General features: G+C 62.4%; 21 protein-coding genes. 14 read left to right on the top strand and 7 right to left on the bottom strand.

Annotated elements, in window-relative coordinates; genetic code table 11:
- The first annotated feature begins 162 nt into the window (after positions 1-162).
- Together C0V97_RS04650 and C0V97_RS04645 are read left to right on the top strand one after the other, a co-directional pair.
- On the top strand, positions 163-567 hold the full coding sequence (locus tag C0V97_RS04650; RefSeq protein ID WP_127101172.1) for a MarR family transcriptional regulator: 405 nt from the start codon (positions 163-165) through the stop codon (positions 565-567).
- A gap of 164 nt (positions 568-731) precedes the next feature.
- Positions 732-1,262 carry a GNAT family N-acetyltransferase gene (locus C0V97_RS04645; RefSeq protein ID WP_127101170.1) on the top strand — a complete coding sequence of 177 codons (531 nt, stop codon included), beginning with the start codon at positions 732-734 and terminating at the stop codon, positions 1,260-1,262.
- Between the two features lie 8 nt (positions 1,263-1,270).
- Here C0V97_RS04645 and C0V97_RS04640 read toward each other — a convergent pair whose 3' ends face one another.
- Positions 1,271-2,281, bottom strand: coding sequence for a hypothetical protein (locus C0V97_RS04640; protein WP_127101168.1), 1,011 nt, complete (start codon positions 2,279-2,281; stop codon positions 1,271-1,273).
- 130 nt (positions 2,282-2,411) lie between these two features.
- Between C0V97_RS04640 and C0V97_RS04635 the strand changes: the two genes are divergently transcribed.
- The 3 genes from C0V97_RS04635 (at position 2,412) to C0V97_RS04625 (ending at position 6,061) form a co-directional block, all read left to right on the top strand.
- Positions 2,412-4,370, top strand: coding sequence for a nucleoside-diphosphate sugar epimerase/dehydratase (locus C0V97_RS04635; protein WP_127101505.1), 1,959 nt, complete (start codon positions 2,412-2,414; stop codon positions 4,368-4,370).
- A 75-nt stretch (positions 4,371-4,445) separates the two neighbouring features.
- A complete protein-coding gene (locus C0V97_RS04630) occupies positions 4,446-5,603 on the top strand; it encodes a DegT/DnrJ/EryC1/StrS aminotransferase family protein (RefSeq protein ID WP_127101166.1) in 1,158 nt (385 codons plus the stop codon).
- Positions 5,600-6,061, top strand: a complete 462-nt coding sequence (locus C0V97_RS04625; RefSeq protein WP_127101164.1) for a hypothetical protein — start codon at positions 5,600-5,602, stop codon at positions 6,059-6,061. The genes C0V97_RS04630 and C0V97_RS04625 overlap by 4 nt, the downstream gene beginning before the upstream one ends.
- A gap of 173 nt (positions 6,062-6,234) precedes the next feature.
- Here the strand turns inward: C0V97_RS04625 and C0V97_RS04620 are convergent, their stop codons facing one another.
- Both C0V97_RS04620 and C0V97_RS04615 read right to left on the bottom strand, forming a co-directional pair.
- Positions 6,235-7,041, bottom strand: a complete 807-nt coding sequence (locus tag C0V97_RS04620) for a MerR family DNA-binding transcriptional regulator (RefSeq protein ID WP_158625340.1) — start codon at positions 7,039-7,041, stop codon at positions 6,235-6,237.
- A gap of 716 nt (positions 7,042-7,757) precedes the next feature.
- A complete protein-coding gene (locus tag C0V97_RS04615) occupies positions 7,758-9,077 on the bottom strand; it encodes an aspartate aminotransferase family protein (protein ID WP_127101160.1) in 1,320 nt (439 codons plus the stop codon).
- A gap of 109 nt (positions 9,078-9,186) precedes the next feature.
- Between C0V97_RS04615 and C0V97_RS04610 the strand changes: the two genes are divergently transcribed.
- On the top strand, positions 9,187-10,356 hold the full coding sequence (locus tag C0V97_RS04610) for an MFS transporter (RefSeq protein WP_127101158.1): 1,170 nt from the start codon (positions 9,187-9,189) through the stop codon (positions 10,354-10,356).
- Between the two features lie 12 nt (positions 10,357-10,368).
- Here the strand turns inward: C0V97_RS04610 and C0V97_RS04605 are convergent, their stop codons facing one another.
- Positions 10,369-11,643: a Zn-dependent hydrolase gene (locus C0V97_RS04605; RefSeq protein WP_127101156.1), complete on the bottom strand. Its 1,275-nt coding sequence runs from the start codon at positions 11,641-11,643 to the stop codon at positions 10,369-10,371.
- A gap of 320 nt (positions 11,644-11,963) precedes the next feature.
- Positions 11,964-12,560, bottom strand: coding sequence for a TetR family transcriptional regulator C-terminal domain-containing protein (locus C0V97_RS04600; RefSeq protein ID WP_127101154.1), 597 nt, complete (start codon positions 12,558-12,560; stop codon positions 11,964-11,966).
- 328 nt (positions 12,561-12,888) lie between these two features.
- Here C0V97_RS04600 and C0V97_RS04595 point away from each other — a divergent pair, with 328 nt between their 5' ends.
- From C0V97_RS04595 to uraH, 8 genes are read left to right on the top strand one after another with little or no spacing between them, the layout of a single operon-like run.
- Positions 12,889-13,623 carry an HAD family acid phosphatase gene (locus tag C0V97_RS04595; RefSeq protein WP_233581971.1) on the top strand — a complete coding sequence of 245 codons (735 nt, stop codon included), beginning with the start codon at positions 12,889-12,891 and terminating at the stop codon, positions 13,621-13,623.
- Between the two features lies 1 nt (position 13,624).
- Positions 13,625-15,067, top strand: coding sequence for an NAD(P)-binding domain-containing protein (locus tag C0V97_RS04590; RefSeq protein WP_127101152.1), 1,443 nt, complete (start codon positions 13,625-13,627; stop codon positions 15,065-15,067).
- The gene (locus tag C0V97_RS04585; protein ID WP_127101150.1) at positions 15,064-15,237 is read left to right on the top strand and encodes an AtzG-like protein; all 174 of its coding nucleotides are present in this window, start codon (positions 15,064-15,066) and stop codon (positions 15,235-15,237) included. Before C0V97_RS04590 ends, C0V97_RS04585 begins: the two co-directional genes overlap by 4 nt.
- A complete protein-coding gene (locus C0V97_RS04580; protein ID WP_127101148.1) occupies positions 15,234-16,559 on the top strand; it encodes an AtzE family amidohydrolase in 1,326 nt (441 codons plus the stop codon). Before C0V97_RS04585 ends, C0V97_RS04580 begins: the two co-directional genes overlap by 4 nt.
- Entirely contained in the window at positions 16,559-18,136 is a 1,578-nt protein-coding gene (locus tag C0V97_RS04575; protein ID WP_127101146.1) for a gamma-glutamyltransferase family protein, read from the top strand. The genes C0V97_RS04580 and C0V97_RS04575 overlap by 1 nt, the downstream gene beginning before the upstream one ends.
- A 20-nt stretch (positions 18,137-18,156) precedes the next feature.
- Complete coding sequence (gene puuE / locus C0V97_RS04570) at positions 18,157-19,053, top strand: allantoinase PuuE (RefSeq protein WP_127101144.1); 897 nt, start codon at positions 18,157-18,159, stop codon at positions 19,051-19,053.
- A complete protein-coding gene (gene uraD, locus C0V97_RS04565; RefSeq protein ID WP_127101142.1) occupies positions 19,050-19,544 on the top strand; it encodes a 2-oxo-4-hydroxy-4-carboxy-5-ureidoimidazoline decarboxylase in 495 nt (164 codons plus the stop codon). Before puuE ends, uraD begins: the two co-directional genes overlap by 4 nt.
- On the top strand, positions 19,541-19,873 hold the full coding sequence (uraH, locus tag C0V97_RS04560) for a hydroxyisourate hydrolase (RefSeq protein WP_127101140.1): 333 nt from the start codon (positions 19,541-19,543) through the stop codon (positions 19,871-19,873). Before uraD ends, uraH begins: the two co-directional genes overlap by 4 nt.
- A 108-nt stretch (positions 19,874-19,981) precedes the next feature.
- On the opposite strand, the gene C0V97_RS04555 is transcribed toward uraH, so the two are convergent.
- Together C0V97_RS04555 and lysA are read right to left on the bottom strand one after the other, a co-directional pair.
- Positions 19,982-22,702, bottom strand: a complete 2,721-nt coding sequence (locus tag C0V97_RS04555) for a DUF4175 domain-containing protein (protein WP_127101138.1) — start codon at positions 22,700-22,702, stop codon at positions 19,982-19,984.
- Positions 22,703-22,705: 3 nt separating this feature from the next.
- Complete coding sequence (gene lysA, locus C0V97_RS04550) at positions 22,706-24,019, bottom strand: diaminopimelate decarboxylase (protein ID WP_233581970.1); 1,314 nt, start codon at positions 24,017-24,019, stop codon at positions 22,706-22,708.
- Positions 24,020-24,032 lie beyond the last annotated feature (13 nt).

Here is a 24,032-nt window from a genome sequence, read left to right as displayed (position 1 = left end):
GGATTGAACCCGGGACCATTCCCTCCGACAGGCGTCAACAGGACACGCACCCAAGGCGTGGCGTCCCCGGAAGCAGAGTGGCTGCGCGGGGTGGCTTACTTGGGCGACGGGTAAGACCATTTCAGCCGCGCCCCCTGCGCGATGCATTCAGGAGTTTTTTCGATGGCCCAGGCACAGAACGACCAGATGCTGAACCTTCTTCGCGACACGATCGTCTCACTCGTCCGCAAGGATGGTCCCGATCTTTCCGCACGCCAGCTCGGTGTTTTCCTGACCTGCTACCTGCAGGACGGCGCGCATACGGTGCGTGGACTGGCGCAGGAGCTCAACGTTTCGAAGCCCGCCATCACCCGCGCGCTTGACCGTCTCGGCGAACTCGATCTTGCCCGCCGCAAGGTTGACCCGCTTGATCGTCGCTCGGTGCTCGTGCAGCGCACCCTGAAGGGCTCGGCTTTCCTGCGTGAGATGCGTTCGCTGATGAGCGAAGCTTCGGGCGTGGTCAAGCCGGCCGCCAAGACCAGCCGTGGCTCTGTCGAGCGTATGAACGTACGCCGCATCGCAGGCTGATCTGCCTCTTAGGCAGGGGCGAGGGTGCTGACTGGTTCCGCCTCCACGCCTCTTTAGACAGGAAACCGCGTCCCGTAAGGGAGCGCGGTTTTTTTTTACCTGGTTTCTCGCGCTTGCCGGCGTGGACGCTATGATCCAGGCTCTTTCGGGTGAGGGAGAAGACAATGACGGTAACGTCCTTCGCGCTTGAAACAGAGCGCCTCATTTTAACTCGGCCTGAACGATGCGATTTCGACGATTTCGCTGCCATGCGGGCCGAGCCGGAAGTGATACGCTACATCACCGGCATACCGTCCACGCCCAGAGAGAGCTGGGAACGCCTGATACGCTATCGAGGCTTCTGGGATATCCTTGGCTACGGGTTCTGGGTCGTCAGATCCCGCGAGACAGGGCGTTTTGTTGGAACCGTGGGCTTTGGAGAGAACAGGCGCGGGCTTCATGAGGCCTTCGAAGGATTCCCCGAGGCAGGATGGCTGCTCGCCTCCTGGTGTCATGGTCAGGGTTTCGGCAGCGAAGCAGTTTCCGCCGCTTGTGCGTGGCTCGATTCCGCGACCCGCCATAAACGCAGCGTCTGCATGATCGACAAGCATAACGCTGCCTCTTTGCGGCTGGCGCAACGTAACGGCTATGCGTTCTTTACAGATGCCTCCTATATGGACACGCCGGTCGTGCTCATGGCGCGCCAGAAACCCTGATCAGCCCTTCACCATTTTCCCAGATCCGAGGCGCGTGCGCGGCTGATCACCAGCGAGGTCCAGCCGATCTGGGGCAGGAGTACCAGAAAGGCGCGGGCCCAGAGTGGCCAAGGCTGCAGGTACACCACCCCTCCCCAAAGAACGAAACACCAGGAGAGCAGGGTCACCGCCATGGGGGAGACGCCGCTTCGGGTCGCGAGCTGGTAGAGGTGGCTCCGATGCGCCTGGGCGAGCGGATCGCCCGCGAGAAGTCGCCTGACCAGGGTGAAGCCAACATCATAGAGAATTCCGAAAAGCAGGAATGGCATGATCAGCGGCCATACCGTCACCCGAGCGGCCTCGAGTCCTAACCAGGAGAGCGCGAGCCCCGCTCCCTGACTGCCGACATCGCCCATGAAAATACGCGCCCTGGGAAAGTTGAAGGGCAGGAACGCCATGAGGCAGCACGCGAGAATGAGCGCTGCATCCATCAGACCGCTCCGACCCGCCAGGTGAAAGAGAACGGCCACCACCAGCGCACTCAGACACATGGCCCCTGCGGCAAGACCATTGATGCCGTCGATGAAGTTCAGCGCATTCGTGACATAAACCAGCCAGAAGAAGCCGATGCCTCCCATGACAGCGAGCGCGACTAGCGCTCCCGTCGAGACCGGGAAAATCTGTACGCTCAAACCGGCGAGCGCCATGAGGGCGGCAAGGCCCTGAACCCCAAGCTTGAATGACGCCCGGTAGGAGTGGATATCGTCGAGCCAGGAGAACAGGGCGAGCAGGGCGACCGCGATCAAGGGCAGCAGCAGGGAAGGGCCTGGCAGATCGCCCTGGGTCCAGAGCTGCGAGAGCGGGAAGACGAGCAGGAAGGCTATCACGATTCCGATTCCGCCCCCTTTGGGGGTGGGACGCGTGTGGGAACTGCGATGACCCGGAACGTCCATGACGCCCACGCGGATCATGTGACGGATAAGCAGCGCGCTAAGAGCAGCGGCACCTGCGCAGCAAATGACCAGGGGTATCATCGACATATCCGATATTTTTTCGTGACCGGGCGAAAAGCCCGATGAGAGGGCATCGCAGAAAATGGGATTTGGGGGCTATAAGTGCGGTGTGAACACGAAGCAACACTCTCATAACCCGGCACCCGTCTCTCCATCCATGGTGCGACGCCACCGATCTTCAGGGCGCATCGCCGTCAATGTGCTGGCTGATGGCCTGATTTCGGCTGTTGCAGCGCCTCTCGCACGCTTTCTGGCCGCGCCGCATGACGGGCTGCTCCACCCTTTGTGGTTCATCATGGGAGGCGCTATTACCCTGCTGCTCAGCGGTTTGCCCTTCAGAATTCCGCAGCAATACTGGCGCTTCTCGGGCGTTGCAGATCTGAGAGGCATCGCGGCTGCTTCGATAGGCGGCTCTGCCCTCTTCTCGCTGACGCTTTGGCTCTCGGGCTTTCCACTTCCATCGCCTACCTTTCCCCTGATCTATGCGCTGGTCCTGCTTGTCGGTCTGGGGGGCGGACGGCTTCTGACGCGGGTCTATGGCACAATGCGCAGCCAGGCGCAGGGGCAGAAGATCCGCGTTCTGCTCGCGGGGTCCGATCTGAGTCTCGACCTGTTCCTGCGAGCGCTCGAGCGCGCTTCGGATCGCCCCTATCACGTCACTGGCCTGGTCACCCGTTCGCGCGGGCAGCAGGGCCGACGCCTGCACGGTGTGCCCATTCTGGGCGTTGCGGAAGATCTCGGGAGCGTGCTCGATCGCATGACCCGTAATGACATGCTGCCTGATAGTGTCATCGTAACCGATCCCGAGTGGCGTGGCTCCCAGCTTTCGGTGGTTCTCGATGCCGGACAGGCCCATGGTATTGCGGTGCAGCGTGCGCCCTCCATGACGAGTCTGACGCCTGCGGACGAAATCCAGATGCGCCCGATTGCTCTGGAGGATCTGCTCAATCGTCCCGAGGTGCCCCTCGATCGCGAGGGGATGGCGCGGCTGATTCAGGGCCAGGTGGTGCTCGTCACCGGGGCCGGCGGGACGATCGGATCAGAACTTGCCCGTCAGGTCGCACAGTTCGGGCCAGCGCAATTGCTTCTCCTCGATCATGGTGAATTCGCGCTGTGGCAAATCGATCTCGAATTGTCGGAGTCCTGCCCGGATGTCACCCGTCGCGTGATCATCGCCAATATACGCGATGCCCAGCGTGTGGATGAGGTTTTCCAGACCTACAAGCCCGCTCTGGTTTTCCACGCCGCTGCGCTCAAGCACGTGCCGATTGTCGAAGCCAATCCCTGTGAGGGTGTGCTGACGAATCTGATCGGTACGCGGATCGTGGCTGACGCGGCCATACGTCATGGCGCCTCTGCCATGGTGCTGATTTCGAGTGACAAGGCCGTCAATCCATCGAGCATCATGGGGGCGACCAAGCGCTGCGCCGAGATCTATTGTCAGGCGCTCGCCGTCGAGGCCGAATCCCGGGGGTCGAAATTCCGCTGCGTGACGGTGCGCTTTGGCAATGTACTGGGCTCGACCGGCTCGGTCGTCCCCCTGTTTCGCAGGCAGCTCGAGCAAGGGGGGCCGCTCACGGTGACCCATCCGGACATGACGCGCTATTTCATGACCGTGCCTGAGGCGGTGGGACTCGTCCTGCAAGCCAGTGTGCGCGGCACGGCCTCGCGCCGACAGGCGGACGAGACCGATCAGCGCCTGCAGCAGGGGGGCATCTTCGTACTCGATATGGGTGAGCCCGTGCGCATTCTGGACCTGGCCCGCCAGATGGTACGCCTTGCAGGGCTCAGGCCGGATGAGGACGTCGCCATACGGTTCACAGGCCTGCGGCCGGGTGAAAAGCTCTATGAAGAGCTGTTCCACGGACGTGAGGCCCCCGTGCCGACCGATGCGCCCGGCCTCAAAATGGCTACGCCGCGCATGACCGATCTGCAGGCCGCGACAGCCCTTCTTCAGACGCTGGAGGCAGCGAGCCTGCGCGACGACGTCGACGAAGCCCTCGCGATCATCAAGGCGCTGGTACCCGAATTTGCGCATAACCCGCTGGGGGAGGTGCGTCATCCTTCTTCCTCGGGTGAGGAAGAGCGCCAGTCATCTGGCGCGGCGGCTTCGTAAAACAGGCGTCTTGTGGCATGGTCGCGCGCCATAGAGGGTCGCCGTCCGGTGGCTGAAGACGGAAAAACAGGTGCAATGAACAACAACGCCCCCATTTCCTTTCTGGATCTGCCCAGACAACAGGCCCGGCTGGGCGCCCCCCTGCGCAAGCGCATCGACACCGTGCTCGAACACTGCAAATTCGTGATGGGCCCGGAAGTCGACGAGCTCGAAGCCCGTCTCTGCGACTATAGCGGCGCGGCTCACGCAGTCAGTGTTTCCTCCGGCACCGACGCCCTGCTCATGGTGCTCATGGCCGAGGAGATCGGCCCGGGCGATGCGGTTTTCTTGCCGGCCTTCACCTATACGGCCACGGCCGAAGTCGTGCTCCTCCTCGGCGCGACGCCGGTTTTCGTCGATGTCGATCCTGCCACTTTCCAGATCGATCCTGCCAATCTCGAGGCCCGCATCGCCTCCATACGAGCGCAGGAGGAGTTGGAGCCCCGTGTCATCATCGGTGTGGATCTCTTCGGCCAGCCAGCCCCCTGGGAGGTTCTGCGCCGTATTGCCTCGGAGCAGGATCTCGTCCTGGTTGCTGATTGCGCACAGGCTTTCGGTGCGTCCCTGGCCGGGCGCAAGCTCGGGCGCGAGGCGCTCGCGACCACGCTTTCTTTCTTCCCCTCCAAGCCGCTCGGCGCCTATGGCGACGGCGGAGCCATTCTGACCGATGATGCCGAACGCGCGGCACTCTATCGCTCGCTGCGTACTCATGGTGAGGGCCGGACGCGTTATGAGGTTCTGCGCATCGGGCTGAACGGGCGTCTGGACACCTTGCAGGCGGCCATCTTGCTCGCCAAGCTCGATGTATTCGAGGCGGAACTTGCGCGTCGCGACGCCATCGCTACCGCCTATGACGACGCGCTCGCGGATCTGGTGCAGACGCCGATGCGTGTCGCGCAGTCGCGCAGCGCCTGGGCGATCTATTCCATCCTATTGCCCGACGCTGCCACGCGCGATGCACTCCAGGCCCATCTGGGCCGTGAGGGTGTACCCAGTGTGGTGTACTATCCGCGTCCGCTTCACGCGCAGCCCGCCTATGCGGAGCATCATGATGAGACGGTATCTCTCCCGGTCTCGGAGGGGCTCGGCGCCCGCATTCTGGCGCTGCCTCTGCACCCGGAACTGAAAGATGACGAAGTGGCACGTGTCTGTGCGGCCGTTCAGACGTTTTTCCGTCAGGAGAGCGTGGCGTGAGAAAGGAGACCCTGCTTGTCGTCGGGTTTCTGGCGGTTGTTTTCTCCACCGTCGCCGTGATCTGGTTTTTTGCACTGCCGTCGCTGCGACCGCTCAAATTCGAGCGTCTGGCCGAGGCGAGCCTTACCATTGAGCAATCCGGACAAAACCGGATACTGAATGGGCAGGAGATTGCACAGCTCAATGACTGGCTGCAGGCCCATACCCATGGCTGGGCGCCCCTGACCTCACCGGCCCCTTCGACGGGTGACGTCATTATCAAGGGTCGAAGCGTCCAGGGTGATGCCTTCGAATTGGCGCTATGGACCGGGGTGAGCGGTGCTGACTGGAACAACACCGCCATCACCCGCGCCTCCTCCAAATCCCGTCTCAAGGTGCAGAGCTTCGGCGATGAGGATTGGGCGCGTCTGCGCCATCTCATTGATGGGCAGGGCTTTGAGAAGACAGATGTCCCCTGAGGCGAACGGCCCTTTGAGACGTCCGCTTCCTCCGACAGGGGCCCAATGTCATTCCGATTGGGTCAACCCTGCGCGGCCGCGATCGCTCGCCCAACGCTGACGTGCCAACTCGTCACGCATGACGCGTAGCCATGTCTTCGCGTCATGCGGGTGCCTTGTGCATGGTGGGTTGGTCAACCTCGATACGGGCGCTGCCTATCCTGGTTTCCCCGTCGGACGATTTCCGCGGTTTCGGACATGAAGCGATAGACCTCGGCACTGAAGGGACCCTTCAAAGTCTCGGTCTGCCAGCTCTCCATTTCCGCATACATACGCGCCATCTTGGTCCAGTGCTCGGTACCCAACGCGTCGACCATCGGGGTCTGAAGAATACGCCACTCATCGAGCAAGGCGCGGGCCAGTGGTGCGCCCGGGGGCGTGCCTCGCGCCATGGCCGCCTCGCATCGTGAAATCAGGGAATGCCATTGGGCGGTATAGCCCTTCTTTTCCTCCTGAGCGCGGAAGAGGCTTGGGGCGACTTCCTCCCATCGCGCCATTTCTCCCGGTGTCAGGTAGCGTTGTACAACGGCTTTGAGGTCGTGGTTGTTCATGATTGTCTGTGCCTCCTTGATCAGGGAACAGAGCGTATCCACGTCCGAGGCCGGGCGCTTTTCGAGCAATGTCCGTGTGTGACGAAGTCGTCGCAACATCTGATCGATCTGCCGATATCTGGCGCTCAAATGCAGAATCTGATTATCGATCAGGCTCCGGGAGTCGAGATCTGGGGTGAGCATCGCCGTCGAGATCTCCGCAAGGCGATACCCTGCCTGACGCAGGAGCACGATCTTCATGATCAGTCTGGCTTCCCGTTCACCGTAGAAGCGCCTTCCGGCCTCGCTTCGTCGGGGCGTGATGAGGCCCTTCGCTTCGAGATGACGCAGAGCACGGACAGAAAGCCCGCATTGTTCTGCCATCTCACCGATCGATCGATTACGCGTCATGGCTCCCCTTTCTTCTTCTCCACCCACACCATGCGATCCTCCCCCTACGTCAGGAGCAAGCGGAAAATGAGGTTTTCGTCTCTCTGACGCGCGGGGCCAGCACGCCTTCGCCAGGTACCTGAGCCATATGAGCATTGTCCGAACGCGCGAATGCTGACAGCGGGCGAGGCTCACAAATCGCCATCATGGCGAAGGGTGATACGATCGATACGCGGTACAGCTCGATAGAGGAGGGGCTTGCGTACTGGAGGAGCCTTCCCGGCAGGCCTCACGCAGGGACCAGTAATGTCGCTATGGCCGCCCCAGCACACCATGACCGGAACCGGTCTTCGAAGTGGCGCTTCGGCACCCGGGTGTCGCTCCTGCGCGGCGCTGCAAGCCGGAAGCGACCTTTAGACGATCATCGCACGCGATTGAGTCGCGTGCCGACTCCCGGTGAGAAGTAGCTCATCACGCGGTTCGACATCCTGCGTTGTCGCTTGAAATCCCGTCCGGTGTCTCCCGCAGGAATCCTGTCGCTCAAAGCCACGATGGGGATGGGCACATTGTTCCGCGTCTCAGCAGCATTAGTTTTGAGATGAGCACCCGTATCGGCGGTGGCGGGCGCGATCAGGGTCGATGATGCGCTTTGACCAGGAGGTCACGAAAGCTCTGTCCAACTCACCAGCGTTTCGGAGGAACCCGAGCCCCATGTTTGTGGGACCCGGATCTGATTCTTAGTCGACCGATTTGAGAATGCGGCCAATCGTTTCGAAGATACGATCGATCTCGTTTTTCTCGATGATCAGGGGCGGCGAGATCGCCAGAATATCGCCGGTGTAGCGAAGCAGGAGCCCTTCATTGAATGCCTTCTCGAACACTTCGAAAGCGCGCGTCGTCTTCGCCTGGCGTGGGGCGAGTTCGATTCCGGCGACAAGGCCCTCATTACGGATGTCGACCACATGCCGCGCGCCCTTGAGCGCGTGCGCGGCTTCTTCAAAATAAGGAGAGAGGGCGGCGGCGCGCTCGAATAGATGCTCTTCGGCATAGGTATCCAGTGTCGCGATGGCGGCTGCACAGGCGATCGGATGGGCCGAGTAGGTGTATCCGTGCGGCAGATCGATGGCTTCGCGCGGTCCTTGCATGAAAGCCTCGAATATTTCGTCCGAGACGATATTCGCGCCCATCGGGATTGTCCCGTTGGTGATGCCCTTGGCGACCGTCATGATGTCGGGCACGACGCCGTATTTTTCGGCAGCGAACGCGGCACCGAGGCGACCGAACCCCGTAATGACCTCATCGAAGATCAGCACGATGCCGTGCTTGGTGCAGATCTCGCGCAGACGCTTCAGATAGCCTTTGGGAGCCGGAAGCACGCCTGTCGATCCCGCCATGGGCTCGACGATGACAGCAGCGATGTTGGAAGCATCATGGAGAGCGACGATGCGCTCCAGATCATCGGCAAGCTCCGCACCATGTTCGGGGAGGCCGCGGGAGAAAGCGTTGCGACGCAGATCGAGCGTGTGCGGGAGATGATCCACTCCAGTCAAAAGCGAGCCGTATAGCTTGCGGTTGCCCGAGATCCCACCGACCGAGATGCCGCCAAATCCGACGCCATGATAAGCGCGCTCACGACCAATCAGCCGGGTACGCGTGCCCTCGCCACGCAGGCGATGATAGGCAATGGCGATCTTGAGAGCGGTATCGCCTGCTTCTGACCCTGAATTACAGAAGAACACATGGTTGAGCGGGTTGGGTGCAAGTCGCGCCACGCGATCGGCCGCTTCAAAGGCGAGAGGGTGACCCATCTGGAAGGCCGGGGCGAAATCGAGGGTCGCAACTGTCTTCTGCACCGCCTCGACAATGCGGGGCTGGCTGTGACCGGCATTCACGCACCATAGCCCTGCGCAACCATCGAGCACTTCACGCCCTTTATCATCGCGATAATACATGCCCTTGGCCGAAACGAGCATACGCGGTGAATCGCGGAACTGGCGATTGGCCGTGAAAGGCAGCCACAGGGCGTCGTGATTGCTATCGGCAAAGGGCGTGGTCATTGTCTTGCTCCGGCTCCTTGTGGAAAAATCAGGTCCAAGTGGTGGCATGGCGCGCGGGTTCTGCAAAGTAAGAAGAACTTGCGTGAGCTTTAATTCTTCGGGGGGTAATATGGCGTCTGCTCGCAGCGCGCTGCTTTCTCTGGCAGTAGGGGCCTTTGCCATTGGCACGACCGAATTCACCCCAATGGGGCTGTTGCCGGTCATTGCGCAGGATCTGCATGTCAGCGTGCCGAAGGCAGGAGGGCTCGTGAGCGCCTATGCCTTCGGCGTCATGATCGGCGCGCCGTTCATGACGCTCCTGCTCGGAGCGGTCTCACGCAAGGCCGCCCTGATCGGGTTGATGGCGCTTTATATCATCGGCAATCTTGGGGCCGGATTGAGCCACAGCTACGCCCTGCTCATGTTCTGGCGCGTGGTGACCAGTCTCTCACACGGCGCCTTTTTTGGTCTCGGCGCGGTCGAGGCATCGAGTGTGGTCGCGCCGGAGCGGCGTGCATCGGCAGTGGCCTCGATGTTTCTGGGCCTGACCATAGCGAATATCTTTGGCGTGCCGGCGGCAACCTGGCTTGGCGATACCATGGGCTGGCGCAGCGCGTTTCTGGTCACGGCCCTGCTCGGTGCCCTTGCCGTATTGGCTCTTTCCGTCGCACTTCCGCCACGAGGCCGATCGGCGCGACCGGATGTTCTGGGCGAGTTGCGCGTGCTCATGGGCGGGGAGGTGCTCCTGGCCCTGACGGTCACGACACTCGGGGCTGGGATCATGTTCGTTCTCTACACCTATATTGCGCCCTTCCTGCACACCATCACACGGGCGAGCGATGCACTGGTGACGCTGGCCCTGATGACCATCGGGGTCGGGTTCAGTATCGGCGCGGCTCTTGGCGGAAGGCTGGCCGATCGCTCCACGGGCTTCGCGCTCAAGGTGATGCTGCCCGTGCTCGGCGCGGTCATGCTCGTCTATCCGTTTCTCGCCGTTAGTTCTGTGGGCGCGATCGCAGGTATTCTGGTCTGGAGCGCAGCTTCTTTCGCCATCATGCCAGCGCTTCAGATGCGCACCATGCAGGCCGCCCGAAAGGCGCCTGCGCTCGCTTCCTCTGTCAATATCGGGGCGTTCAACCTTGGTAACGCCCTCGGTGCGTGGCTGGGGGGCGGCGTGCTCTCCGCCGGGCTCGGCTACGGAGCGGTCTCCATGAGCGGCACGGCTCTGGCTGGGATCGCGTTTGTGATCGTCCTGCTTGCCCGCAAGAACGCGGCGGGGCCTGTGATTAGTCAGGAATGATACTGCGCCCCGTCACGCAGTCGGCGGATCCAGTCGTACGTCGATAGCCAGCAGGCTTTGCATCAACACTGCAGCCCCGGCAGCGATGTCTTCTTTCGTCGCGGACTCGGCTTCATTATGGCTGAGGCCACCGGCACATGGCACGAAGATCATGGCGCTCGGCACGACACGCGCCAGATAGACAGCGTCGTGTCCCGCGCCTGAAATGAGTTCTCTGGCAGTGAGGTGCAGGCTGCGAGTGGCATGGGCGATCGCATCGATCACGCGTTGGTCGAACTGGGTGGCAGGCAAGTCCCACACCTCTCGGATACCGATATTCACCCCATATTCGCGCGCAAGGGCAGCGGCACGGTCGCGGAAGCTGTTTTCCATGGCGAGCACGACCGCGTCATTCGGGTCACGCAGATCCACGCTGAAGCAGACCTCGCCCGGCACGGTGTTGGGGTTGTTGGGCTTGAGGGAAACCCTGCCCACTGTTCCCACGGCATGAGGCGCGCGATTGAGCGCGATCTCCTGTACCGAGGCCATCAGTCGTGCTGCGGCCTGCAAGGCGTCGGCACGCATCGTCATGGGGGTGGTACCCGCATGGGTCTCCCGACCGCTTACCGTGACTTCGTACCAGCGCATGCCCTGAACGCCGGTCACTATGCCAATAGCGCAGCGCTCCGCCTCAAGAACGGGGCCCTGTTCGATATCGAGTTCGAGATAGGCGGTGAGTTCATGAGAACCGCGGGCCGCGCTCCCTGCGGCCTCTATCGCACCCAACGCTTCTTCGAAGAAGGTGCCCGAAGCGTCCACGCGACTCAATGCGAACGCCGACGTGAAGACGCCCGAAAAAACGCCCGATCCGAGCATGGCCGGGGAGAAGCGCGCGCCTTCTTCGTTTGTCCAGTTCACGATCTCGATAGGGTGACGGGTCCGGACCCCGCTCTCGCGCAACGCCCGCAAGATGGCGATACCGGCGACCGCGCCGACGACGCCAGCGAATTTCCCGCCGCTGGGCGGGCTGTCGAGATGGCTCCCGATCGCAATGGGGGCGAGGCCAGGCTCACGCCCCTCGAAGCGGGCGAACTGGTTGCCCATCCCATCGGTAGAGAGGGTCGCCCCTAGCGAGATACATGTACGCGCAAACCAGTCGCGCACCTGACGGTCTTCCGGCGTCAGGGCGAGACGAGACACGCCGCCCTTGGCAGTGGCCCCGAATTCGGCTGCTTCAAGCAGGTCATGCCAGAGAGCCTCGGCGTCAATGCCGTTGTTTTCCGGCAAGATGGGCTGATGATTTGGCATGTTCCGAACTCCTGTGGTCGCCATGATGGTGAACGCGAAAGGGGCCGTGGGCCCGACGCGCCGAAACGGGAGGCGTCATGTCGGCGAGCGTGTGAAACGATGACGGGTGGGATCGCCTTTGGCAATGGCACGGTTCGGGCCCTGACCAGAGTGTCTTTCCCTGTAGATCCGGCCTGACCGAGACGGACGCGCGCTGCCTTGCGAATGGGGGTGGAAGTCCGAAGATGCGCGATCATAGGGAGACCGACGGCCCCAGCCGTAGCGATGAACGCGATGAGGCGTATCCTCGGCTCGTCATCGAACATGGGAAGAAGTGTGGCTCAGGCCCGTGTGACGAGGGAGAGGATGGTCCTGGCTGCTGCGCTGAAATCCTTCTCCTCCAGTGATTTCTGGCCCAGAAGACCGGTGAGTTGTGGCTGCATGTCCGCGTACCACTGTGTCATCGCCCAAAGACAGAACAGGAAGTGGAGGGGGTCGCCCCTGGGGATTTCCTGCCGGTCCATCCACACCGCAATTGTCGCTTCGAATGGACGGATCGCCTCGCGCAACGTGCTGGAGATATAGTCCTGCAGGTAGCGCGCGCCCCCAAGAATTTCGTGCGCAAATACGCGTGAGGCCTGGGGATTACTGCGCGAGAAGGCGAGTTTTGCCTCGATATAGCCCTCCAAGGCTTCCGATGCGGGCATCTCGGGCTTGAGCCAGGCTTCGCAGCCCCCAAGCCATTCCTGCATCGTCCGACGCAGGACTTCCTGATACAGAGTTTCTTTCGTTGAAAAATAATAATGAATATTCGCCTTGGGAATGCCCGCGACCCGAGCAACTTCGGCGATGCTTGCGCCACTGAATCCGTGTTCCGCAAAAACTTTTTGCGCGGCGTCCAGAATTGTGACTACGGCTATTTCGCGAGGAGCACCCAACGCTTCATTCCTCCTAGGGCGGCGCGATGTGATTACGCCCGAACATCACGCCACTATGTTCAAGTATTTGAAAAAGTAAAGACACGTCTCCTTGCCCCTGCCGGCGGAGCTCCTTTTTCTGGTATACAAGATGCTGGACGTTGCGCTCGTGATCTGTTTCACTTGCGGTGATAACGCGCTGCGCGAAGGATGAACGCCTCGCCTTACACGAAGCGATCATGCCCATGATTTATGTCATGGGCATGATCGCTGATTTATGCTGCGCTGCGATGCATTGACCGGAGTTACAACCCGGAGAGTGAGGCGGCAAAAGGGAGAGACGGACCAGGTGAGTGAGAACGTGATGTCCCTGCACAGGAAGGATACGGGCAGGAAGCAGGTGCTTGGTCGCCTGAGATGCCTGGGCCCGCTGCTGATGACGATGGCTTTACCCGGCTACGCCCTGGCCGCGCCTGTCAATGTGGGGGATGCCGCCCTGAACGCCACCCGCTACCATGATAGTGGGGCATATGAGCGCGATTTCAATTCCGTGCTCCAGGACGCCGAAGACTGGATACGCCTGCGCTCCTCTCACGTGGTCAAACCGGCCGTCATCCTCGATATCGACGAGACGTCTCTGTCGAACTGGCCCGAGATCGCGGCAAATCAGTTCGCCTATTTCCGTGAGGGTCAGTGCGCCTCTCTACCCAAGGGACCTTGCGGGGTCGAGGCCTGGGAGCAGAGCGCGCGAGCCGAGGCCTTCCCGGAAACGCTCTCGCTCTACAACATGGCGCAGCAGCACGGGGTATCCCTGTTTTTCGTGACTGGGCGCTATGAAAGGGAGCGCAACGACACGGCACGCAACCTTGAGAGCGCTGGCTATCACGGCTGGGTAAAACTCGTCCTGCGTCCCGAGGGCAGCCATACCCCCTCCGCTTCGGACTACAAATCAGCCGAGCGCGCCAGGATCGAGCAGGAGGGCTATCACATCATCGCCAATATTGGTGACCAGCCTTCGGACCTCGCCGGCGGCCATGCCGAACGCGGTTTCCTTCTTCCCAATCCTTTCTATCGGGTGCCCTGACATGCCGAACAAAGCGCTAAACGATCTCACCCGCCAGGTTCACGAGGATCTGGAGAAAATCGCTTATGCCTCGGGACCCTGGGTTTCCTCTGTGCTTACCCATCATGGCGAACCGGTTCTCGATGTCGCCGTGATTGGCGGGGGGCAGGGGGGACTGGCGACATCTTTCGCCCTGCGTCGCATCGGCGTGCATAATGTGCGCGTTTTCGAGCGCGCGGTGAAAGGCCAGGCGGGCCCTTGGGTCACGTTCGCGCGCATGATCACCCTGCGTACGCCCAAACATGTGACAGGCCCCGATCTGGGGATACCCTCTCTAACCCCACGCGCCTGGTTCGAGGCGCGCTATGGGGCCGATGCGTGGCGCTCACTGGGCAAAATCGACCGACGGGACTGGCAGGAATATCTGGACTGGTATCGTGACACTCTCTCCCTGCCGGTCGAGCATGATCGCGAACTGGTCGAGATCACCTGGCAGGACGGATTGCTGCATCTGGGCTTCAAGGACCAGGAGGGATCGCTTCACAGCGTCTGGGCGCGCCGGCTGGTGCTCGCAACCGGCATCGAGGGCAGCGGGTCCTGGCATGTGCCGGAATTCGTTCGCAATAATGTGCCTGGGCATCTTTATGCGCATACCCATCAACCGATCGATTTCGAGGCTCTGCGTGGCAAGCGCATCGGAGTGCTCGGCGGTGGCGCCTCCGCCTTCGACAACGCCGCAACGGCGCTTGAAGCCGGGGCGCAATCGGTTGCCGTCTGTATCAGGCGCAAGACCCTGCCGCGGATCAACCCGTATCGCTGGATGGAAAATGCCGGGTTCCTGGCCCATTTTCCCGCTTTGCCGGATCTGACACGCTGGCGCTTCATGCGGCGTATCTTCGATCTCAATCAGCCCCCGCCGCAGGATACGTTCTGGCGGTGCAGCCGCCATGACGGTTTCAGCTTTCACGGTGATACCCCGTGGCTCGATGCCCGACGCGATGGCGAGACGATCAGGGTTACGACCCCCCATGGCGAGAAAGTATTCGACTTCCTGATCATCGGAACAGGGTTCGTGATCGATTTCTCCAAGCGTCCGGAAACAGCCTCTTTCGCGCAGAATATCGCTCTGTGGGGGGATCGTTTCTCCGCGCCCGAGGGCGAAGAAAGCGCCGTGCTGGACTCCTATCCCTATCTTGGGCCGCAGAGCCAGTTCCTGCCTCGTGAACCCGAGCATCCCGACTCAGCGATGCTGGGCATGATCTATAATTTCACTTTCGCAGCAACGCCCAGCATGGGCCTGTCCGGCGCATCCATCAGCGGTATGCGTTACGGGGTAGACAGACTCGCACGCGCCATAGCGGGTGACCTTTTCGTGCAGGATGGGGAGAAACATCTCGAGAGCCTCCTGGCGTATGATGCCGAGGAACTGGTGAGCCTCGGGCGCGAGGGTGAGGAGCAGGCATGATCGGAGAGGACGAACTCGCTGCCCGTGCGGCAGCTCTTGGACTGGTTATTCCGGAAGAATATCGTTCCGAGGTAATGCGCAATCTCGCGCTGATAGGGCAGTATGAGGCGCTCGTCATGGCGCTTGACCTGCCTGAGCGCCTCGAACCGGCTTTCGAGTATCATCCATGAATGCCCTTGAACTGGCCCGCGCCATCCGCACGGGCGAGCGACGCGCTGTCGGAGTGATTGAAACCTGTCTGGATCGGGTGACCCGACGTGATGGTGGGATCAATGCGGTCACTCGGCTTCTTGCCCGGCGTGCTCTCGATCAGGCGCGTCATGTGGATGCGCGCGTGGCTGAGGGCATCGATCCGGGACCGCTGGCCGGGGTGCCTTTCGGCATCAAGGATCTGTTTGATGTCGAGGGGGTGGTTACCACGGCAGGGTCTCGCGTGCTTGCCGATCGGCCCGTCGCCGATTGTGACGCGGCGCTCGTCAGCCGTCTGGTCGAGGCGGGTGCAATTCCGCTGGCTACCACGAACATGGACGAATTCGCCTATGGCTTTGCGACAGATAACGCCCATTACGGGCTGACCCGCAATCCGCATGATCCGTCCCGCCTCGCAGGGGGATCATCAGGTGGGTCGGCAGCGGGCGTGGCAGCAGGGTATTTTCCGCTCTCACTTGGTTCGGACACGAACGGCTCGATCCGTGTTCCGGCGTCGCTCTGCGGCGTCTGGGGATTGCGTCCCACCCAGAATCTGTTCCCGACAGAAGGGTCGTTTCCCTTCGTCGCCAGCCTCGATACGGTCGGCCCATTCGTCTCGAGTGCGGCCGATCTGCGGGTCGTGACCGAGATCCTGTCGGGGCAGGCGCTTAGGGCCGTTGAGGCAGGTTCCCTCAGGCTGGCCCGGCTTGGAGGATGGTTCGACACCGATTTGTCAGCTCCCATGGCCGCGGCACTGAACAATTTCTGCCGGGCCCTTTCCATCACGCAGGAGGTCGACCTGCCGCGCGTTGACGCGGCGCGCGCGGCAGCGTTCGTGATCAGCGCCTCGGAAGGAGGGGCGCTGCACCTCCAGACGTTGCGCAGCCAAGCGTCGCTCTATGACCCTGCCGTGCGCGATCGCCTTCTGGCCGGAGCGCTCGTTCCGGCCCCCCACGTCTTTCAGGCGCACAAGCTGCGACGCTGGTTCCGTGCGGCCATGCATGAGGCGTTTGCGCAGGCCGATATTCTCGTGGCTCCCGCCGTTGTCGGGGAGGCGCCGCCGATCGACGCGCCCATGATCATGGTGAGCGGGCGCAGCGTGCCTGCACGGGCCAATCTGGGCCTCTATACCCAGCCCCTCACCCTGGCGGGGTTTCCAGTACTTACCGTGCCCCTAGCCGTTAAGGGCCTCCCTCTGGGTCTGCAACTCGTCGCCCAGCCGGGACGCGAGGATCGTCTGGTCGCCCTTGGTGAAACCCTCGAGCGCGCGGGTCTTGCCCGTGCCAGAATCCTGGAGGATTGATGCTTTACAGCGCGCGCTCCCGCAGGGGGATGGTCACGGCCCCCCATCATCTCGCGGCTCAATCGGGCAGGGATATCCTCAAGGCCGGGGGCAACGCGGTCGAGGCGGCTGTTGCGGTCGCCGCCACGCTTTCTGTCGTCTATCCCCACATGACCGGGCTCGGTGGTGACGGGTTCTGGATCATCCGTCGCCCTGACGGGGCGATGATGGCCATCGATGCCTGTGGGCGTCTTGCCCAGTCTGCCACACCGGAACTCTATGCAGGGCTCGATGCCGTGCCCTGGCGTGGGGGACTGGCCGCCAATACGGTTGCAGGCACGGTTGCCGGGTGGAGCCGGGCTCTGGCCTATGCCGGAGGGACGATGCCGCTCACGCAGATTCTCGACGATGCCATCCATCACGCCGAGCATGGCATGGTGGTGACCGAAAGCATGGCTGGGCTCATGGCGGCGCATCTCGATGTGCTGAGCTACATGCCCAATTTCAAATCGCTGTTTCTGCCGAATGGCGATATGCCGATTGCTGGGGCGGTGCATCGTAATCCGGCTCTGGCGCGGACGCTCAGGAGGCTGGCCAATGCCGGATTGGGCGATTTCTATCATGGCAAGCTGGCGGATCTGATCGCGGCTGAACTTACCGCTTGTGGCTCACCGGTCAGTCTGGACGACCTGGCGCATCATCAGGCCGTGGCCTCCAAGCCGCTCGAGACCACGCTGCATCAAGGGCAGTTCTATAATATGCCCGCTCCCACGCAGGGGGCTGCTTCGCTGCTGATTCTGGCCTTGGCCGAGAGGCTGGGGGTAAAGGGGGCCGATACGGTTGAGGACATTCACCGTTGGGTGGAAGCGACCAAGGCAGCGTTCCTCTGGCGCGACCGTGTGATTGCCGATCCTGCTATCATGGCGACCTCCCCGCAGGAACTGCTTTCAGACGATGCCGGCCTCGATGCCATGGCGGAAGAGATCGATCTATCCCGTGCGGCGCCTTGGCCGCATCCGGTCCAGCAGGGTGACACCACGTGGTTTGGTGTAATGGACGAGCAGGGTTGGGCGGTCAGCATGATCCAGAGCCTGTATTTCGAATTCGGCTCCGGGGTGGTCCTGCCTGAAACCGGCCTGGTCTGGCAGAATCGTGGCTCCAGCTTCGATCTGGCTCCCGGGCGCCTGCGCAGCCTCGTACCGGGGCGCAAGCCGTTCCATACCCTCAATCCGGCAATGGCGACGCTGAATGACGGCAGCCTTCTGTCCTATGGCACGATGGGAGGGGAGGGCCAGCCTCAGACCCAGGCGGCCATCGTGGCCCGCAATGTGATTGCAGGGCTGAGTCTGCAGGACGCCATCACGGCGCCACGCTGGCTTCTGGGCAGGACCTGGGGGGAAACCACCACCACGCTCAAGATGGAGACACGATTCGAACCGGCGATCCTCGACGGGTTGCGCGAACTCGGTCACGACGTCGAGAGCCTGACGCCTTTCGCGACCGCAATGGGTCATGCAGGCGCCATTCGACGCTATGAAGACGGCACCATGGAGGGGGCGACCGATCCCCGGAGCGATGGCGGTGTGGCCGCCCTCTGACACGTGCGAGAGAGACATTCATGACACAGGACTACCCGCGGGATCTGCTGGGCTACGGGGAAGCCCCCCCTGATGCGAACTGGCCCAACAGCGCACGCATCGCTGTACAATTCGTGCTGAATTATGAAGAGGGCGCTGAGAACAACGTGCTCCATGGCGATGCGGGGTCAGAGGCCTTTCTCTCTGAGATGGTCGGGACGCGCTCCATTCAGGGCGCGCGCTGCATGCAGATGGAGAGCCTGTACGAGTACGGCGCGCGTGCGGGGTTCTGGCGTCTGCATCGTCTCTTTACCGGGGCGAAGATGCCGCTCACGGTATTTGGTGTGGCGATGGCACTGGCGCGCAATCCTGCCGTGGTGCGCGCTATGAAGGAGGCCGGGTGGGAAATTGCGACTCATGGCCTGCGCTGGATCGATTACCAGGACGTGCCGGAATCAGTGGAGCGCCAGCACATACGCGAGGCGATCAAGCTGCATCGTGAGGTCACGGGCGCGGCCCCGCAGGGCTGGTACCAGGGGCGCACCAGCCCCAATACCGCCCGGCTCGTCGCTCAGGAAGGATGCTTCATCTACGACGCGGATTCCTATGCCGACGATCTGCCCTACTATGATCGGCGCTATGGGAAGGGTCAGTTGATCGTGCCCTACACACTCGATGTAAATGACATGAAATGCGTGGCGCTCAACGGATTTACCGAGGGCGAGCAGTTCTTTCGCTATCTGCGTGACAGTTTCGACATGCTCTATGAGGAAGGCGGACGCATGATGTCCGTCGGTCTGCATTGCCGTCTGGCGGGTCGGCCGGCACGGGCGCTCGCGCTCAAGCGCTTCCTCGCCCATATTCAGGAGCATGAGAATGTCTGGGTGGCGACGAGGCTCGATATCGCACGCCATTGGCTGGAGGAACATCCGCTATGATTGGCGCGGAAAGCCGTGATGCCTTTGTGGCGCGCTATGGCGACATCTATGAACACACGCCCTGGATCGTGGCGGCAGCCTGGCCTCAGGCTCCCTTCGAAGACGCGCAGACGATGATCGCCGCCACGTCGCGGATCATCCATGACGCGGGAGAAGCGAGGCAGAAAGCTCTGGTGCAGGCGCATCCGGAACTGGCCAGAAAATTCGGGGTCGATCCCGATCTGGGCAAGCTCTCCGCAGCGGAGCAGGAGGGAGCCGGGCTGGATCGATTGACACAGGAAGAATTCGTCGCCTTTCGGGCGCTCAATGACGCCTATCGCGCCCGGTTCGATATGCCATTCGTGATCTGTGTGCGCCGCGCGACCAAGGATCTCATGCGTCGCGAGATCGAGCGTCGCCTCGATCAGTCGCCCGAGGTGGAACTGGCGGAGGCGCTGAGGCAGATCGATCAGATAGCCCTGCTGCGGCTGAAAGACAGGACAGGCCAATGACCACGCTTTCGACGCATATACTCGACACGGCCAGCGGCCGTCCCGCAGAGGGAATGCAGGTAACGCTGCTGCATGATGACCGCGTGCTATTCGAAGGCGTCTCCAATGCTGACGGACGCTGTCCGGATCTGAAGGAGATTGCGGTCGGGCAGGGTGCCTATGTGCTGCGATTTGCGGTTGCGGCCTATTTTCGGGCACAGGGGCAGGACCTTCCCGAGCCGCCTTTTCTGGATATCGTGCAGATCGATTTCGGCATGGGCAAGGAAGGGCATTACCACGTGCCGCTTCTGGTCTCGCCTTACGGGTATTCGACCTATCGGGGGAGCTGAGCCGCCTCCCGCATGGGGATGCGCGGAAGGTACCGATAATCCCACTCGGACTGATGGCCAGCGCCGTGCATTTACCGCCCTGCAAGACCTGTGCGCGTCGAGTCCGGCTCAGTAGGATTTCAGGAGGCGATCCAAGTAATCGAGTTCGCTTTGCGGGCGGGTACGATCGGCATCGCGTCGGCGTAGCTCGCGCTCGATTTCGCGCGCCTTCTCGCGGCTATCGGCGTCTGGAACGGTGCCGTCAGTATCGGCGCCCGAATGTCCCTTGCCCATCTTGCGTCCCAGCGGATCGCGGTCGTTCTTGTCACCGCCATCACCCTGCGTGTCGTCATCTTCTGATGATTCCTGGCTCTGACCGCCTTTCTTGCCGCCGCCCTGGGCGTGCTGTCCTGTGCCCATGGTCGGCAGGAGCGCAATCGGACCCCCACCGTGATTCTTGCCCTTTTGCGCTTCGGTCATCTGCTGACCCGTCTCGGCCAGATCCTTGAGTACCTGCCGGATGGCGGTTTCGGCTGGGCCGTCTTTTGCTGAAGCGAGAGCCTGGCGCGCCGCCTTCATGTCGCGATCGGCTTTGGTCAGCCCATCCATGGTCTTGCCCGTGAGTGCTTTGATGTCGTCATTGAGCAGGCGCGCCACCATCTGCAGGGCGCGCTGCGCGGCATGATCGCTGCGTCTCTGCTCGTGCTGGGCCGTGAGTTCTTCCGGCGTGAGGGGGGCAGGAGCGGCAGCATCGGGTGGGGGCGACGGTACGTCCATGTCGGGCGGAGGCGTCATGCCCAGGCGACGCAGTAATTCCGCCGTCGGCATGGTGCTTACATCCTCTCCCGCTGCGTTGGAGCCCGACTGGTTCTGCTCGGCTTCGCGTGCGGCGCGCTGTCCAATGCCGAGCCGGGACTGCACATGATCGAGCAGAGTGGTTTCGCGGCGCACGAGATCATGCAATGCGGCGCGCTGGGCCTGCGCGCGGGCGCGGGCCTGCAATTGCTGTGCAATCTGGGCGAGGTCCTGTGGCGTGGCGCTGCGCATGCGCTCGGCCATTTTTGACAGTTCCTCAAGACGCTTGAGGGCCTCATCGGCCTGTCCGTTGGCGGCATCGGATTGCAGGCGGCGCATCAGGCGCGAGGCCGGATCGGTTCCGCCATCCGGCGTCTCCCCGATATCGGGCATGGCCGTACCCATCTGCAGGCTGCGCTGCATGAGTGCCTGCATGCGCTGGTCCAGCGCGTCTTTCAGCCGTTTGAGCCGGTTGCTGAGTTCCTGCTGTTCCTCTTCCGTATGTCCGGCATCGCCAAGCGCGCGCATGTGGGCAATCTGATCCTGCACTGCTCTCTGGGCAGCGCGTATCTCCAGATTGGCCTGTGCCGTCTCTCGATCGCTCGTTGCGAGATCTTCCAGATACAACGCCACTGCCCAGCACAGGCCGAGCGTGTTGCCCTGCGCCTGATCGGCGTCCGGATCGTCGAGCTGGGCTGCGGCATAGAGCAGCGCAAGCATGCTGCCCTTTTCGTCCTGCGGCAGGGTTCCTGCCAGCGCCCTGAGCTCGTCTGCCGCTTCAGGAGGAGAGTCCTGACCAAGGCCAAGGCGATGACGCAGGCTGATCAGGGCGCGGGCGGTAGGGTTGTGAAAAACCCGCGCAGGCAGGGTCACGGTCTCGGCCTTGCTCGTATTTTCCTTGCCGCCACGGCTGGCAGCGTGGAGGCGTATCGTTACCTTCTCTCCGGCCCAGAGAGATTCGGTCAGATCAGTGGCGAACACGCCTTCCGGTTTGGTTGGCATGGCTTTGAGAGGGATCGGTACCGTTCGGGCCGGAAGATCCTTGCGCGATGGCAGCGTGATCTCGGCCCAGAGGCGGGCAATGCCATGGGCTTGAGACGCATGATAAGGCAGGAGGAGGGTGGTGCCATCTTCGGCTTTGTGCGGCGCGGCTTGCCACGAGATCTCGGGAGGCAGGTCAGGCTCGATTTCGAACTGCCACTCTCCCACCGTGCGGCCGCGTGACCGTATCGATACCCGACCGCTATGCATCAGATGGGTTGTGAAGCTCCAGCTTCCGGGGTCGAGCTGACGGACGGTGACATCACCCGTCTCCACACCCAGAAGATGTGGACCCGAGCGCGCGCCCGTCACGTGGATGGTCAGGGTTGCGTCCTGAGGGATGCGGGGCGGTGATGCGGCGGCAGAGAGGAAGACGGGAGCCCCCGGAGCATAGGCGGGGAGATCGATCCAGGCTTCGATCTGCGGAAGGGCCACGTCGCCATCATCGACTCCGGGCAGAAAGGCCGCTTCGAGCCGGGAGGGGGCCTTCGAGCCCGCCATGACAAGCGCGAGCGCGAGGCAGACGCCAAAACCCGCCCAGCCTGCCATGCGCCTCGGGGTCCAGGACAGGGCGGGCCATCCCGCACGCAAGGGACCGATGGCCTGGCGGAGCCGCTCCATGTGGGCCTGCCAGAATAAAGTCTCGTCGCCATCGGCGGGGAAGTCGTCCAGAGCCGCAAGCGGTCTGTGTCGCAGGTTCGATTTCTGTTCGAGGCGTCTGTCGATGGCCTGCAGCCGCGGGGGCTTCATCCGTGACAGATTGCGCGCCGCGAGTGCCAGGGCGCCGCCGCCTACACCCGCCAGCAGAAAGGCATGAAGTGTGTCTGGCAGCGATTGAGGAACGCGCACCAGGCCGCTGAGCGCATAGCCTCCAATAAGGGCGAGTGGCCACTGCACCGCAATCCACGCCGACTCGACGCGAAGCACATGCCTGGCGCGCTGACGTGCCTGGCTGACCCGCGCCTCGAGCGAGAGCGAGGCGGCCTTGGCGGGGGCGGGCTGCGCCGTGCTCACGGATTAACCGGCCGACCCGGCGCCATCCAGCCAGTCGGGAACGCCGTCGTCATTCCAGAGGGCTTCGAGGGGCTGTCTCTTGCGAATGATCTGCCATTTGCCGTTTTCGATCATCACCTGAGCCGCCAGCGGGCGACTATTATAGGTCGAGCTCATGACCGAGCCATAGGCCCCTGTATCGAGAACGGCGATCTGGTCACCCGGGCGCAGTGCGGGAAGGAGACGATCCTTGGCGAGAACGTCGCTCGATTCACATACAGGTCCGACGACGGTCTGGGGGGCGGTTTCCGCATAGGCCAGATCTGGGGCGAGGGGGATGATGCCGTGCCAGGCACCGTAAAGGCTGGGGCGGGCCAGGTCGTTCATGGCGGCGTCGACGATGACGAAATCTGACACGCCTTCGCGTTGCGCCTTGAGGTCGATGATCGAGGCGAGGAGAAGGCCTGCCGGTGCCGCGATCCAGCGACCTGGCTCAATGGCGAGTTTGAGATCGAGCGCGCCCAGGGTCTCGACGATGGCGCCCGCCAGAGCCGCAGGCGGGGGCGCCAGCTCGTCACGATAGCGTACCCCCAGCCCCCCCCCGCAATCGACCACGGCAACAGGCAGACCTTCGGCGCGCAGCCCGACCACGAGCTCGGCGATACGCGCATAGGCTGCCTTGAACGGTGTGGGGCTCAGGATCTGGCTGCCGATATGAGTCGCGAGCCCTCTGATCTCGATTCCTGGCAGGGTGCTGGCTTCGCGATACAGGAGGGGCGCGTCGTCCCAGTCGATTCCGAATTTGTCTCCCAGTCGGCCCGTGCTGATCTTGTCATGGGTTTGCGCATCGATATGCGGATTGACGCGCAGCGCAACGCGGGCGGTCAGGGTCGAGGCGCGAGCAAGCCTAGACAGGCGCCGTAACTCCTCGACACTCTCCACATTGATCTGGCCGATTTCCTCCTGAAGCGCGAGCATCAGTTCGGCATCGGTCTTGCCCACGCCCGAGAATACGATATGCGCCGGATCGATCCCAGCCTGAAGCGCACGGCGCAATTCGCCTCCGCTCACCACATCGGCGCCGCAGCCTTCCTGACGCAACACGGTCAAGGTCGCCTGATGATCATTGGCTTTCATCGCGTAGTGCAATGCGATGTCGACGCCACGCTCCGTGAAGGCCTTGCGCAGGTTACGCGTGCGGCGACGCAGCGTCCCGGCACCCGTTACCCAGCATGGCGTCCCGACCGCGCTGGCGATGGTCTGAAGGGGTACGCCCTCGAAAAGCAGTCCGTCCTGCCCGTCCATGTGAAGAGAGGGGCGAGACGCGAGAAGGTTCATGATATCAGGGTCG

The sequence above is a fragment of the Asaia sp. W19 genome (genome assembly GCF_003994335.1).
Lineage (GTDB): Bacteria > Pseudomonadota > Alphaproteobacteria > Acetobacterales > Acetobacteraceae > Asaia.
The sequence above is the reverse complement of the archived record's forward strand: the minus strand, read 5'-3'. Positions and strand labels throughout refer to the sequence as shown.